Genomic DNA, 13,308 nt, shown 5'->3' with positions numbered 1-13,308 from the left:
TCTCCTGTCGTGTCTCGCCTGGCTATAGGTAGCCTGGCAACATGTATGGAGACAATGTACGACGGACTGTGTAGGCTGTCTACATGAAAGCCGACGCCCTCCGTGGCCACCTCGACTCGCTGATCCTGGCCGTCGTCGAGAAGCAGCCCCTTCACGGCTACGCGATCATCGAGGCCCTGAGCGCCCGCAGCGGCGGCGAGCTCGACCTCCCCACCGGCACCATCTACCCCGCGCTGCGCCGCCTGGAGAAGGCCGGCTACCTCGACAGCTCCTGGTCCGAGGTCGGCGGCCGCAAGCGCCGCACCTACGAACTCTCCTCCGCCGGCCGCAGCGCCCTCGCCGCCCACCGCCAGGAGTGGCGGACCTTCGCCAAGGTCGTCTCCGGCGTACTCGGCGAAGCCTGACCCTGCCGAGACGTCACCCCCGCCGGCCGAGACGGCACTTACGTCGGCCGAGTCGGCACTTCTGGCGAGTGATTCAGGGAGTTCCCTGATGTGGCCGACGCCGCCGAGGACGGAAGATGAGCGCATGAGCGCCGTCGACGTCTACCTTGCGGACCTGCGCGCCGCGATCCCCGGCCCGAGCTGGACCCGGCGCGACCTCCTGCGCGAGGCCGGCGACCATCTCGAGGACGCGACCGACGCCTACACCGCGGCGGGCTACACGCCCACCGAGGCGGAGGCGCTCGCCCTGCGCGACTTCGGCTCCGTCGACGACATCGCTCCCGGCTTCCGGGACACCGTCGCGATCGGCGCCGCCCGGCGTACGGCCATCCTGCTCGTCCTCGTCATGCTCCCCCAGGCCTTCCTGTGGGACGGCGGGATCGAGCTCGGCGCGAGCGCTCACTCGGCCGCTCCGGAAAGCGGCCTCTTCCACGTCCTCGACATCATCATCGGGTACGTCGGCACAGCAGGAGCCCTCGGCGCCCTGGTCGCCCTGGGGGTGACCGCAATCGGTCAGCGTTGGCTCCGGATCGGGCGTCGTACGGCCCGGCTGACCGCCGCCTGGTCCCTGGCCACGGCCATGATCGTGCCGATCATCGGCTTCACCATGCTGGCCCTGACCGGCGGCCTCACCGTGTTCCTGGCCCTCAGTGCGCTGGCCTTGATGGCCGCACCGTTCGCCCTGGTCGCCCTCTCCGCCCAGCGCACCCTCGCCGCCTGCTGAAAGCACGAGTGCCGCAGCCGCTCAGGCAGCGGTCGGTGAGTTCTCCGGTCGCCTGGGTCGTCAGCAGGCTGGCGCGTGGGCGACCGCTCGTCGGGCCGTCCCTCTCGCCACTTCCGTCACGGTGTTCAGGCAATGCCTGCACTTCTCAGGCGTTGCAATGCCTGAGAAGTGCGGGGATACCCGGTTAACCGGGTATCCCAACGTCAGTCGAACTTGCGCTTCTGCCGCGGCTTGCGGGGGCGGTCGCCGAAGTCGGAGCTGCTGCCCGGTCGGCCACCCTTGTCGAAGCGGCCGCCGGAGCGACGCACGGGGCCACCGCCGGAGTCCTCGGAGAGCTCGATGAGCTTGCCGGAGATGCGGGTCGACTCGAGCGCCTTCCAGGTCTCGGGAGCCAGGTCCGCGGGGAGCTCGACGAGCGAGAAGTCGTTGCGGATGGAGATGTTGCCGAAGTCGGCGCGGCGCAGGCCGCCCTCGTTGGCGATGGCGCCGACGATCTGGCGCGGCTCGACGCGGTGGCGCTTGCCGACCTGGATCTTGTAGGTGGCCAGCGGCTGGCCCGTCTGACGCGACGTGCCCGTCTCGCGGCGAGGGCCACGGTCGCTGCCGCGGTCATCGCGGCGTCCGCGCCGGTCCTCGTAGGCAGGCTTCTCAGGCTCGGGGTCGAGGAGCAGCGGCTCCTCGCCGTGGAGCACCGCAGCCAGAGCGGCGGCGACGTCGACCTCGGGGATGTCGTGCTCCTCGACGTAGTGACGCACCACGTCGCGGAAGAACTCGATGCGCTCGCCCTCCTGCAACGCGGCGGTGATGCCGTCGTCGAAGCGGGAGAGGCGGGTCGCGTTGACCTCGTCGACCGAGGGCAGCTGCATCTGCGCCGGCTGTGCCTTGGTGTGCTTCTCGATCGCGCGCAGCAGCCACCGCTCACGCGGGGTGACGAACGAGATCGCGTCGCCGGTGCGGCCCGCACGCCCGGTGCGGCCGATGCGGTGGACGTACGCCTCGACATCGGTCGGCAGGTCGTAGTTGACCACGTGCGAGATCCGCTCGACATCGAGACCACGGGCCGCGACGTCGGTCGCGACCAGGATGTCCAGCGAGCCGTCCTTGAGCTGGTTGACGGTCTTCTCACGCTGGGCCTGGGCGATGTCGCCGTTGATCGCGGTCGCGGCGAAGCCACGCGCGCGCAGCTTCTCGGCCAGCGACTCGGTCTCGGACTTGGTGCGCGTGAAGACGATCATGCCCTCGAAGTTCTCGACCTCGAGGATGCGGGTGAGCGCGTCGACCTTCTGGGGGTAGGACACCATCAGGTAGCGCTGGGTGATGTTGGTGGCGGTCTGGGTCTTCGCCTTGACCGAGATCTCCTTCGCGTCGCGAAGGTACTTCTTCGACAGCCGGCGGATCTGCGCGGGCATCGTCGCCGAGAAGAGCGCGACCTGCTTGTCCTCGGGGGTGTCGGCGAGGATGGTCTCGACGTCCTCCGCGAAGCCCATGTTGAGCATCTCGTCGGCCTCGTCGAGCACCAGGAAGCGCAGCTGGGAGAGGTCGAGCGTGCCCTTCTCCAGGTGGTCCATGATCCGGCCGGGGGTGCCGACGACGACGTGGACGCCACGACGCAGCGCGGTCAGCTGCGGGCCGTAGCCCTGCCCGCCGTAGACCGGCAGGATGCGTACGCCGTCGAGGTTCGACGCGTAACGCTCGAACGCCTCGCACACCTGCAGGGCCAGCTCGCGCGTCGGCGCGAGCACCAGCGCCTGGGGCGCGTTCTGGTAGACGTCGAGGTTCGAGAGCACCGGCAGCGCGAACGCGGCGGTCTTTCCGGTGCCGGTCTGCGCGAGACCGACGACGTCACGACCCTCGAGCAGCGACGGGATCGTCGCCGCCTGGATCGCCGAAGGCGTCTCGTAGCCGAGCGCCTTCACGGCCTCGAGGACACCGGCAGAGAGACCGAGTGAGTCGAACGTCGGACCCTGCTCAGCCTCCACGCTGGACCCACCGCTGGGCGCGCTCAGCTCCTCGGGCGCGGGAGTGGTGGATACGGCAGATTCAGGGTCGGTGCTCACCCTCCAACGGTAGGCCCATATAGCACGTTCTATGCATTTCTCGGCGCGGTGGGCCCCGTCACTTGCCCATCATTCGCAGCACTCAGGAGACGATGACGTCGTCGCCGACCGCGATCTCGCCCGGATGGGCGACGGCGAGATGCACCGCTGCCCACACCTTGCCGTCCCAGCGGCGATGCTTGGCGAGAGCGCGGAGCGGGTCCTTGCCCGACTCCAGCGTGTCGGCGTCGATGGTCGTCATCACGCATCGGTCGATCGGGGCTGCGACCCGGAATCGAGCGCCACCGATCGCGACCTCCCGCCAGCCGTCCTCGGCGAACGCCTCCGGGGCACCCTCGATCAGCAGGTTGGCACGGAAGCGCCGCGCCGGGACCTCGCCCTCGGACCACTCCTCGATCTGGTCGGCCGAGGCCTGCGTGAGCAGCGACACCGGCGAGGAGTCGTGGAACGCGGCGAACTCGCCGGGCTGATACTTGTCCGGGTTCATCGGCCGCTTCGTCGGATCGGCACACCACATGAGCCTCAGGTCGTCGCGGCCGAGCGCCTTCCTCAGCCACGCGTCGGCAGGCTCCCCGACGGCCTGCGCCGTGAGCGACTTCGCGAAGAAACGTACGCCGACAGCCGGCGCCTCCCGCTCGGGCGCCGCCACCTCCAACGGGTCCATCTCGGGAGCGTTGAGCAGCAGGTCCACCCCCGCCGGCCTGCCGGTCGAGGGCGTGTCCGCCACGACCGTGAACAGCTCCCTCACCTCACGAGCCGTCACCAGCTTGCCGCTGCCGTCGACGACCAGCCACTCGCGGTCTCCCACGATCCCGGCCCTGCCGACGTACGCCTCCTCGACCGGTCTGATCGCCGTCGACTTCACCGGATGGATGTTGATGCCTGCGAGGCGCATGGGGCCCATTGAAGCGGACACCGCTACTCGACGGTGACTGATTTAGCGAGGTTCCGTGGCTTGTCGACGTCGTGGCCGAGGGCCTTGGCGGCGTGGAAGGCGATCAGCTGGAGCGGGATGGTCAGCAGGATCGGGTCGAGCTCGACCTCGTTCTTCGGTACGTCCACGCGCAGCGCGTCGAGCTCACCGAGGTCGACATCGGGGTGGGTGACGACGACCAGCGGCCCGCGGCGGGCGCTGATCTCGTGGAGGGCCGCGACGTTGCGGTCCGTCAGCTCGTCCTGCGGCACGATCGCCACGGTCGGAACGGACTCGGAGATCAGCGCGAGCGGACCGTGCTTGAGCTCGGAGGTCTGATAGGCCTCCGCGTGCCGGTAGGAGATCTCCTTCAGCTTCTGAGCACCTTCGCGGGCGACCGGGTAGCCGCGTACGCGACCGACGAAGAACATCGACTCGGCCTCGGCCAGCCGTGCCGCGACCTCCTCGAGGTGGGACTCGCTCTTGAGGATCTCCTCGATCTGGGTCGGCAGCGCCTGCAGCCCGGCGATGAGCCGCTTCCCGTCGGCGATCGAGAGGTCGCGTACGCGGCCCAGCTGGAGCGCCAGGAGCGAGAACGCGACGAACATGTTGGTGAGCGCCTTGGTCGAGGCGACCGCGATCTCCGGACCAGCGTGCAGGTAGATGCCGCCGTCGACCGCGCGCGCGATCGCCGAGCCGACGACGTTGACGACGCCGAGCACCCGGCCGCCCTTGCGCTTGATCTCCTGGACGGCGAGCAGGGTGTCGATCGTCTCGCCGGACTGGGACACGGCCACATAGAGCGTGTCGGGCTCGATGATCGGGTTGCGGTAGCGGAACTCCGATGCCGCCTCGGCGTCGGCGGGGACCCGGGCGAGCTCCTCGATCAGCCCGGCGCCCATCTGGCCGACGTAGTAGGCCGAGCCGCAGCCGAGGATCTTCACCCGGCGGATCGCACGCAGCTCGCGCGGGTCGAGGTTGAGCCCGCCGAGGTGAGCCGTGCCGAACCGCTCGTCGAGCCGGCCCCGCAGCGCCCGCTCGACCGAGGACGGCTGCTCCAGGATCTCGGTGAACATCCGCGGCTCGTCGGCGAGCTCGCCATACTCGTACGCCGACGGGTCCACATCGACCTCGCGAGCCGTAGTGGTGGTCGTCGTCAGGTCCTGGCGGAACGTAGTGAAGCCGGTCGCGGTGATGGTCGCGAGCTCGCCGTCGTCGAGGTGGGCGACGGTGGTGGTGTGGCGTACGACCGCGGCCAGGTCCGAGGCGACGTACATCTCCCCGTCGCCGACGCCGACGATCAACGGCGAACCGTTGCGGGCGACGACCATGCGGTCGGGGAAGTCGGCGTGCACGACGGCGAGACCCCAGGTGCCCTCTACCTGGGAGAGGGCGTCGACGACCTTGGCCTCCAGGGTGTCGGCGGTCGACGCTCCGATGAGGTGGGCGAAGACCTCGGTGTCGGTGTCGCTGACCAGCTCGATGCCCGCATCGGTGAGCCGCTCCCGCAGCGAGGCGGCGTTGTCGACGATCCCGTTGTGGACGACGGCCACGCGACCGTCGGCGGAGACGTGCGGGTGGGCGTTGGTGTCGTTGGCCGGCCCATGGGTCGCCCACCGGGTGTGGCCGATGCCGACCTTGCCGGCGAACCGCTTGGGCAGGGCATCGACCAGGTCGCGTACGCGTCCGGCCTTCTTCACCACCTGGAGCCTGCTGCCCAGCACCGCGACGCCCGCCGAGTCATAGCCGCGGTGCTCCAGCCGGGCCAACCCCTCGGTGAGCAGGCCGGCGGCCTGCTGGGGTCCGATGTAGCCGACGATTCCGCACATGTGTCCAGTCCGTTCTATCCGTAGATGAGCCGTCGCAGCTGCCGTTCGGTCAGCTGCGGCGCGGCAACGACCCGCGCCCGAAGCTCCTCGGCGAGCTGCGCGAAGATCGCGTCGTTCTTCGCGCCGTAGGTCTTCAGCTGCGCATGCCGGCGGCGTACGTAGGCCTCGACCGGTTCGTCGAAGTACGCCACCACGTCCTCGATCACGCGCGCCGCCTCAGCGGGCCGGAGCCCGGTGGTGGCGACCAGGTGGTCGATCAGCGCTTGCTCGGCATTCACCTCACCAACTGTGAGCCATCCACGGGACGACGTTCAAATTTCTGCCCGATTTCGGGCAGAACTCCCCTTTTCGCCCTAAGTGGAGCGTCGCGCACCCTCATCGCACCTTTCGGGGTCACGAAGTGGAGCGCCACACCCGATCTCGCGGACTACTTGGACATACGGGTGGGGGTGCGGTACCTTAGGTGAACACAAGGTGAACAGGAGGTGTCTGATGAACGGTAATAAAGTGACTGGCAAGCTCGAGCTCCGTTGGCTCCCCGTCGTCGACCGCCGCGGCCGTAAGCACATGGAGGCCCGCTGGGTCGAAGTCAGTGCTCCCGCGACCACTCGTCACGCTGCCTGACAACCGCTCAACGCTTCCGAGGCCCGCTCCCGACAGGGGAGCGGGCCTCGTGCGTTTAGGGATAGCGTTGTCACTGCAACCAATTTTCCCTCGTCGTCAGGAAAGGCCACGCGAGCGGGAACATTGGGAGAGATTCCCCCGTTATGATGCTTGCAGTTTCAACCAATTCTTCCAGGAGCACATTCGCTATGGGCATTTTCAGCAAGAAGGACACGGCACCCGCCGAGACCGAGTTCGACACCCCGACCGCCGCCATCGAGGACATCGCGGGTGACTACACCCTCGACGTCGCCCACACCCGCCTGGGCTTCTCGGCTCGCCACGCGATGGTGACCACCGTCCGCGGCTCGTTCAAGGAGTTCGAGGGCACCGCGACGATCGACACCGCCGAGCCGGCCAAGTCCAAGGTCTCGCTGACGATCAAGGCTGCCTCCGTCGACACCGGCAACGCCGACCGCGACGGCCACCTGCTCTCGGGTGACTTCTTCGAGAACGAGGCCCACCCCAACATCACCTTCGAGTCGACCGAGGTCGAGTTCGACGGCGAGACCTGGAACATCACCGGTGACCTGACCATCAAGGGCACCACCAAGCCGGTCACCGTTCCCTTCGAGCAGACCGGTTCCGCCAAGGACCCGTTCGGCAACACCCGCGTCGGCTTCGAGGGTGCCGTCGCGATCAACCGCACCGACTGGGGCCTCTCCTTCAACGCCGCCCTCGAGACCGGTGGCGTGCTCGTCTCCGAGAAGATCAAGCTCGAGTTCGACATCTCCGCGATCAAGAACGCGGACGAGGCTGCCTGATCCTGAGGTCGATCTGACCACGATGCGTCGGGGCCACCGGGAATCTCCCGGTGGCCCCGACGAATGTCACGCGCGGATCGCTCAGCGACCGTCCTGGACGTAGTAGTGCTTCTCCGCCCCGACCCGAGCAGTGCCGACGACGTCCGCGGACGAGGAGTCACCGGTCGCTCCCCCGGCGAAGCCGATCTGGTCCGTGCCGAGATCGACACCGCGACCGCCACCCAGCGACGAGCCGGTGTCATCGTCATGGTGGACGACACCACCGCCGGCGGCGTTGTCGACCGGAGACTCGACGTGCGCGCGGCCACTGGCCACGACCGTCGTCCCATCGGTCGTCACCGTCACCGCCGCGTCGTTGCCGGCCATCGCTCCCGAGACCGTCACCGGACCTGCGGGTCCACGATCCGGAGCCTTGATCGGCTGCTGGGCCATCGAGGCGGCCCGGCTGTCGGTGTGCTCAACGGACTGCGAGGCGGCACTGGCAACCGCGGCACCGGCGACGATCAAGCCACCTGCCACAAGGGTCACCGCCACCGATCGCCGAAGTCCCCCGAGGATCTTCGAGTTCATCGCGTTCTCCTGATGTTTTCGGGTGTTGCGGGGAATGCGGGACCCCGTCAGTGCCTGCACCCGGCGCCCGAGCGCACGGGGATCGCGGCTGACACCGACGGGGTCCCGCAGAGCAGGGCGAGCGAGTTCCTGGTCACGCTCATAGCCCCACCCATAGAAACCGGACGGATCGGCAGTCTGAGACGACTGGCCAGCTTCACGCCCGGTGGTAGATCCATGCAGGGCGACGCCCCCCGGCGTCCTATCGCCAGCATGGATCCGTTGCTCAACATGGACACTCCCGAGTTTGGTCCGAATCAGAGCCTTCAGTACTTGTTACGTACGCCAATGTACTGTCGTTGCAGTTCTTGGAGAAATAAGGAAAAAGTCCCGCAAACACGCCGCAGAGGCGTGTTTGCGGGACTTTGTGTCCGGGTCAGTAGCCCTCAGCGCACCTCCGTCGTCGAGCTCAGCTCCTCGACGACACCCTCGTCGCCGGCGTCGACCGAGTAGTCCGACGCCGAGGTGGCGTCCTCACCGTCCGGCACGTTGAGCGCCCTCAGGATCGGGGTCAGGACGACGACCACGATGAGGTTGAGCAGGAACGCGGTGAGCGCGATGTAGATGGGCGTCTCCGTGCCCGGGAACGGCGCCAACGGTCCACCGAAGTGCTCCTGCGTGGGCGAGGAGACGCCGTACGCGACGATCGTCCCGTACGCCATCCCCACCGCCCAGCCGGCCAGGACCGCCCACCGGTGGAACCACCGGGTGTAGAGGCCGACGACGATCGCCGGCAGCGTCTGCAGGATCCAGACACCGCCGAGCAGCTGCAGGTTGATGGCGTACGACTTCGAGAGCGCCAGCACGAAGATCAGCGCCCCGAACTTCACGACCAGGGACACGATCTTGGCCTGCTTGGCCTCGTCCTGCGGGGTCGCGTCGGGCTTCAGGTAGGCCTTGTAGATGTTGCGCGTCCACAGGTTCGCGGCCGCGATCGACATGATCGCCGCCGGCACCAGCGCACCGATGATGACGGCCGCGTACGCGACGCCCGCGAACCACGCCGGGAACTGGTCCTCGAAGAGCTGCGGGATCGCGAGCTGCGGGTTCGGCGGGTCGCCGACCATCACTCCGGCCGCGAGGGCGACGAACCCGAGCAGCGCCAGGAGCCCCAGCAGGAACGAGTACGCCGGCAGCAGCGAGGCGTTGCGGCGGATCACGTTGCGGCTGCGCGTGGAGAGGACGCCGGTGATCGAGTGCGGGTACATGAACAGCGCCAGCGCCGAGCCGAGGGCCAGGGAGGCGTAGGCCCACTGGCCCGCCGCCTGTGTCGGGAACAGCGCCTTCGGGGCCGCGTCGCCGGCGGCGATCGCGTCGGCGTTCTCGGTGTTGAACGTGTCGAAGCTGGTCTGCACCGTCTCGAAGATGTTGCCCCAGCCACCGAGCTGCGACGGGATGTAGATGATCGCCACGATGATCACGATGTAGATCAGCGAGTCCTTCACGAACGCGATCAGCGCCGGCGCCCGCAGCCCGGAGGAGTACGTGTAGGCGGCCAGCACCGCGAACGCGATGAAGAGCGGCAGGTCACGGATGAACCAGTTCGAGGAGTCGCTCTGCAGACCCATCACCTCGAGCACGACCTCCATGCCCACCAGCTGCAGCGCGATGTAGGGCATGGTGGCCAGCAGGCCGGTGATCGCGACGGCCAGACCCAACGTCCTGGATCCGTAGCGGCCGACGACGAAGTCGGCCGGGGTGACGTACCCGTGCTTGTGCGAGACCGACCACAGCTTCGGCAGGAACGCGAAGATCAGCGGGTAGACGAGAATCGTGTAGGGCACCGCGAAGAAGCCGACCGCTGCGCCGGCGAACAGCGTCGCGGGGACCGCGATGAAGGTGTACGCCGTGTAGAGGTCGCCTCCGATGAGGAACCAGGCCACGAACGTACCGAAGCCGCGGCCACCCAGACCCCACTCGTCGAGGTTGTCCATCGACTTCGCCCGGCGCCAGCGCGCGGCGGAGAAGCCGAGGATCGTGACCAGCAGGAAGAGGAAGGCGAAGACGGAGACTGCTACCGCGTTCACTGGCCGCCCTCCTTCCACGGGCGCCCGGCGGCGGCACGGTCACGCCGGAACGCGGCCTTGGCGACGAAGTAGGCGATGGTCGTGAACAGGACCGAGCAGGGGATGAGGAAGAGCTGGAACCAGAAGTAGAACGGGAATCCGGCGAGCGTCGGATCCTCCTTCGCGTACAGCGGCACCGCGAGTGACGGTGCCGCGGCCGCGAACAGGAGGATCCCGACGAGGATCCACGAGCCCTTGGACGAGGACGGCATGGGTCACCTCCGAGAATCTGTCGAAGTGGGGTTCGGACGATCTGTGACCTTGGTCACAATTACGGACGGTGTCCAGCCCCATCGGACCGACACGACGACGAACGGTCGATCTGCCGCGACGAACGGTCGAACCGGACACCCTGACACTCGTGCGCTGCTAGTTTCCGGGCCGTGACTTCCCCCACTCGGGTGATGGCATGCCCGAATAACACCCGCCGATCACGGCCGCGGACCTCGCAGCCGCCCGGGCCAAGTACGCCGACGAGCGCGAGCGCAGAGTGCGCCCGGACGGCCTCGGCCAGTACCGCCGGCTCGCCGCCGACCCCGCTGCTGCCCCGCACGACCCGTTCACCGAACGTGTCGACCGACCACCGCTCACCGACCACGTCGACGCCCTTGTCGTCGGCGCAGGGCTCGGCGGGCTGCAGACGGCGATCCGGCTGCGCCAGGCCGGGCTCGAGCGGATCCGGCTGATCGACGACGGCGGCGACGTCGGCGGCACCTGGTACTGGAACCGCTACCCCGGCGTCCACTGCGACATCGAGTCGTACCTCTACATGCCGATGCTGGAGGAGGTCGGGTACGTCCCGCGCTGGCGCTACGCGCCCGGCGAGGAGATCCGCCGGCACATGGTCGCGCTCGCGGAGAGGTTCGACCTCTACCGCGACGCCGCCTTCCACACCTCGGCGACCGAGCTGCGCTGGGACGAGGACGGCGCCAGATGGCACATCGGGACCGACCGTGACGACGCGTTCACGGCCACCTATGTCGTCGACTCGTCGGGTTCGCTGTCGCTGGCCAAGCTGCCGGGGATCGAGGGGATCGAGAGCTTCCGCGGGCGGGCGTTCCACACCAGCCGGTGGGACTACGGCTACACCGGCGGCGATGCCTCCGGTGGGCTGGTGGGGCTCACGGACAAGCGGGTCGCGGTGGTCGGTACCGGAGCCACCGGGATCCAGGTGGTGCCGATGGTGGCGGAGCATGCTGCCCGGACGTACGTCTTCCAGCGGACGCCGGCGACCGTCGACGTGCGCGACAACCGGCCGACCGACCCGGAGTGGGCCGCCTCGCTGACGCCCGGGTGGCAGCAACGGCGGATGGACAACTTCCTGGCGATCATGGCCGGCGAACCGGTCGCCGAGGACGTCGTCCAGGACTCGTGGACCGCCAACGCCGGGCTGCAGCGGAAGATGATCACCGGACGGATCGACCGGTCCGTCGACCCCGCGGAGCGCGAGCTGGCCGAGGAACTCCTCGACCTCGCGACCATGAACCGGCTCCGCGACCGGGTCGCTGCCACGGTCCGCGACCCTGAGACCGCGGAGGCGCTCAAGCCCTACTACCGCTACCAGTGCAAGCGGCCGGGCTTCAGCGACCACTACCTGGAGGCGTTCAACCGGCCCGAGGTGACGCTGGTCGACACCGCCGACACCCACGGCATCACCCGGATGACCGAGACCGGGATCGTCGTCGGCGACCACGAGTACGAGGTCGACTGCGTCATCTTCGCGACCGGCTTCGAGACCGGCATCTCCGGTCTGCTCTCCGGGTCGCTGATGGTCCACGGGCGCGGTGGAACCAGCTACTTCGAGTCGCTGATGAGCGGGTTCCGTACGCTGCACGGCTTCTACAGCCATGGCTTCCCGAACCTCTTCCAGCTCTCGCTGTTCCAGAACGCCAACTCGGTCAACTACTCCCACATCCTCAGCGAGCAGGCGCGCCACATCGGCCTGGTCGTCGCCGCCGCGCGCTCGCGGGGAGCGGCCTATGTGGAGCCGTCGCGCGAGGCCACCGAGGCCTGGGCGCAGGTCATCGAGGAGTCGGCCAACGACAACCTCGACTTCCTGCGCACGTGCACGCCCGGCTACTACAACAGCGAGGGCCAGCCGGCCGAGATGAAGATCTCCTACGGCCCGGGGCCGGTCGCGTTCCACCGGCTGCTCGAGGAGTGGCGCCGCACATCCATCGACGAGGTCCTCGTCGACCAACCCCAGAGGAGAACGAGATGAACCGACGTACGTCCGTCTCTGCCGTCGCGCTCGCGAGTGCACTGGTCGCCGGCGCGCTGGCCGGCCCTTCCGGCGCGGTGGCGCACCCGCAGTGGCCGCGGGAGATCATCGCCGAGCAGGTGGTCAAGGCGACCAGCCCGCACCCCGGGCTCAACATGACCCTGCTCGAGGGTCCGACGTTCGGCGCCGACGGCGACCTCTACTTCGTCGACGTCGTGGCCTCCTCGCCGGCACCGAAGGTGCTGCGCCTCGACACTTCGTCGCAGGAGGTCTTCGGGTTCTTCACCGACGAAGCCGGGGCCTACACGTCGGCGCAGTGGAGCCCGGTCGACGGCCGGCTCTACCTGACCGACTACCAGGGCACGATCCGCAGCCTCGCCGCCGACGGAACCGACCCGCGCACGGTCTTCGCCGGTGCAGTCGAGGGCAGCCCGATGAATCCCGACGACCTGACCTTCGACCCCGAGGGCAACATGTACGTCACCGACCTGACCGGCTACCTCGACCCGGCCAAGGAGCCGGTGGGACGGGTCGTACGCATCGCGGCCGACGGTTCGAGCGCGACCGTGCTGGCCGACGAACTGGCCGCCCCGAACGGCATCTCCTTCGACCGCCGCTACCGCGGCCTCTACGTGAGCACCCTGTGGGAGAACCGGATCAGCTATCTGGCCCTAGACCGGTCGCGTACCTCGGTCGTCGCGAGCTCGATCGTCGCCGAGGTCGACGACGGACCGGCCGAGACCGAGACCGACTCCAACGCGGTCGATGCGGCCGGCAACATCTACCAGGCCACCCACGGCGAGCCGGTCATCCGCGTCTTCTCCCGGCACGGCCGGCCGCTCGCGACGGTCCGCGTCCCGGCCGCTGACCGGGCCGGGCTCACCTCGGCGACCAACGTCGCGATCCGGCCCGGTACCAAGAAGGCGTACGTCACCGTCTCCGGCGACGCCGGCGGCTTCATCTACAGCTTCGACGCCTTGGCCAAGGGCATCCGGCAGTCGAACGGCGGCTAGAGCGGT

12 protein-coding genes are annotated in these 13,308 nt (G+C 68.5%); 5 read left to right on the top strand and 7 right to left on the bottom strand.

The genetic code is table 11. The annotated features are described in order from the left end of the window. Window positions 1-83 precede the first annotated feature (83 nt). Complete coding sequence (locus AB0F44_RS11740; protein ID WP_160025897.1) at window positions 84-404, top strand: helix-turn-helix transcriptional regulator; 321 nt, start codon at window positions 84-86, stop codon at window positions 402-404. 124 nt (window positions 405-528) lie between these two features. Next, window positions 529-1,167 carry a permease prefix domain 1-containing protein gene (locus AB0F44_RS11735; protein ID WP_357355545.1) on the top strand — a complete coding sequence of 213 codons (639 nt, stop codon included), beginning with the start codon at window positions 529-531 and terminating at the stop codon, window positions 1,165-1,167. Between the two features lie 203 nt (window positions 1,168-1,370). Here AB0F44_RS11735 and AB0F44_RS11730 read toward each other — a convergent pair whose 3' ends face one another. The 4 genes from AB0F44_RS11730 to AB0F44_RS11715 form a co-directional block, all read right to left on the bottom strand. Beyond that, entirely contained in the window at window positions 1,371-3,224 is a 1,854-nt protein-coding gene (locus AB0F44_RS11730) for a DEAD/DEAH box helicase (RefSeq protein ID WP_357355543.1), read from the bottom strand. A gap of 82 nt (window positions 3,225-3,306) precedes the next feature. Next, entirely contained in the window at window positions 3,307-4,119 is an 813-nt protein-coding gene (locus AB0F44_RS11725) for an MOSC N-terminal beta barrel domain-containing protein (protein WP_357355541.1), read from the bottom strand. Between the two features lie 23 nt (window positions 4,120-4,142). Beyond that, the gene (glmS, locus tag AB0F44_RS11720) at window positions 4,143-5,966 is read right to left on the bottom strand and encodes a glutamine--fructose-6-phosphate transaminase (isomerizing) (RefSeq protein WP_357355539.1); all 1,824 of its coding nucleotides are present in this window, start codon (window positions 5,964-5,966) and stop codon (window positions 4,143-4,145) included. A gap of 14 nt (window positions 5,967-5,980) precedes the next feature. After that, on the bottom strand, window positions 5,981-6,244 hold the full coding sequence (locus AB0F44_RS11715; RefSeq protein ID WP_350662987.1) for a hypothetical protein: 264 nt from the start codon (window positions 6,242-6,244) through the stop codon (window positions 5,981-5,983). A 534-nt stretch (window positions 6,245-6,778) separates the two neighbouring features. Between AB0F44_RS11715 and AB0F44_RS11710 the strand changes: the two genes are divergently transcribed. After that, the gene (locus AB0F44_RS11710; RefSeq protein WP_350662985.1) at window positions 6,779-7,393 is read left to right on the top strand and encodes a YceI family protein; all 615 of its coding nucleotides are present in this window, start codon (window positions 6,779-6,781) and stop codon (window positions 7,391-7,393) included. Between the two features lie 81 nt (window positions 7,394-7,474). Here AB0F44_RS11710 and AB0F44_RS11705 read toward each other — a convergent pair whose 3' ends face one another. The 3 genes from AB0F44_RS11705 to AB0F44_RS11695 form a co-directional block, all read right to left on the bottom strand. Beyond that, complete coding sequence (locus tag AB0F44_RS11705) at window positions 7,475-7,963, bottom strand: hypothetical protein (protein WP_357355537.1); 489 nt, start codon at window positions 7,961-7,963, stop codon at window positions 7,475-7,477. Window positions 7,964-8,388: 425 nt separating this feature from the next. Then, window positions 8,389-10,029 carry a monocarboxylate uptake permease MctP gene (mctP, locus tag AB0F44_RS11700; protein WP_350662981.1) on the bottom strand — a complete coding sequence of 547 codons (1,641 nt, stop codon included), beginning with the start codon at window positions 10,027-10,029 and terminating at the stop codon, window positions 8,389-8,391. Next, window positions 10,026-10,280, bottom strand: coding sequence for a DUF3311 domain-containing protein (locus AB0F44_RS11695; protein WP_357355535.1), 255 nt, complete (start codon window positions 10,278-10,280; stop codon window positions 10,026-10,028). Before AB0F44_RS11695 ends, mctP begins: the two co-directional genes overlap by 4 nt. A 278-nt stretch (window positions 10,281-10,558) precedes the next feature. Between AB0F44_RS11695 and AB0F44_RS11690 the strand changes: the two genes are divergently transcribed. Together AB0F44_RS11690 and AB0F44_RS11685 are read left to right on the top strand one after the other, a co-directional pair. Next, window positions 10,559-12,289, top strand: coding sequence for an NAD(P)/FAD-dependent oxidoreductase (locus tag AB0F44_RS11690; RefSeq protein WP_357355533.1), 1,731 nt, complete (start codon window positions 10,559-10,561; stop codon window positions 12,287-12,289). Next, window positions 12,286-13,302, top strand: coding sequence for an SMP-30/gluconolactonase/LRE family protein (locus tag AB0F44_RS11685; protein WP_357355531.1), 1,017 nt, complete (start codon window positions 12,286-12,288; stop codon window positions 13,300-13,302). The genes AB0F44_RS11690 and AB0F44_RS11685 overlap by 4 nt, the downstream gene beginning before the upstream one ends. The last annotated feature ends 6 nt before the right edge of the window (window positions 13,303-13,308 follow it).

The sequence above is a fragment of the Nocardioides sp. NPDC023903 genome, from assembly GCF_040639295.1.
Taxonomy (GTDB): domain Bacteria; phylum Actinomycetota; class Actinomycetes; order Propionibacteriales; family Nocardioidaceae; genus Nocardioides.
This window is presented reverse-complemented; position numbering and strand designations above follow the sequence as displayed.

Excerpts from the sequence above, each read along its gene's own strand:
- AB0F44_RS11740 (WP_160025897.1), top strand. The coding sequence starts at position 84 with ATGAAAGCCGACGCCCTCCGTGGCCACCTCGACTCGCTGATCCTGGCC.
- AB0F44_RS11735 (WP_357355545.1), top strand. The coding sequence starts at position 529 with ATGAGCGCCGTCGACGTCTACCTTGCGGACCTGCGCGCCGCGATCCCC.
- AB0F44_RS11725 (WP_357355541.1), bottom strand. The coding sequence starts at position 4,119 with ATGCGCCTCGCAGGCATCAACATCCATCCGGTGAAGTCGACGGCGATC.
- glmS (WP_357355539.1), bottom strand. The coding sequence starts at position 5,966 with ATGTGCGGAATCGTCGGCTACATCGGACCCCAGCAGGCCGCCGGCCTG.
- AB0F44_RS11710 (WP_350662985.1), top strand. The coding sequence starts at position 6,779 with ATGGGCATTTTCAGCAAGAAGGACACGGCACCCGCCGAGACCGAGTTC.
- AB0F44_RS11705 (WP_357355537.1), bottom strand. The coding sequence starts at position 7,963 with ATGAACTCGAAGATCCTCGGGGGACTTCGGCGATCGGTGGCGGTGACC.
- AB0F44_RS11695 (WP_357355535.1), bottom strand. The coding sequence starts at position 10,280 with ATGCCGTCCTCGTCCAAGGGCTCGTGGATCCTCGTCGGGATCCTCCTG.
- AB0F44_RS11685 (WP_357355531.1), top strand. The coding sequence starts at position 12,286 with ATGAACCGACGTACGTCCGTCTCTGCCGTCGCGCTCGCGAGTGCACTG.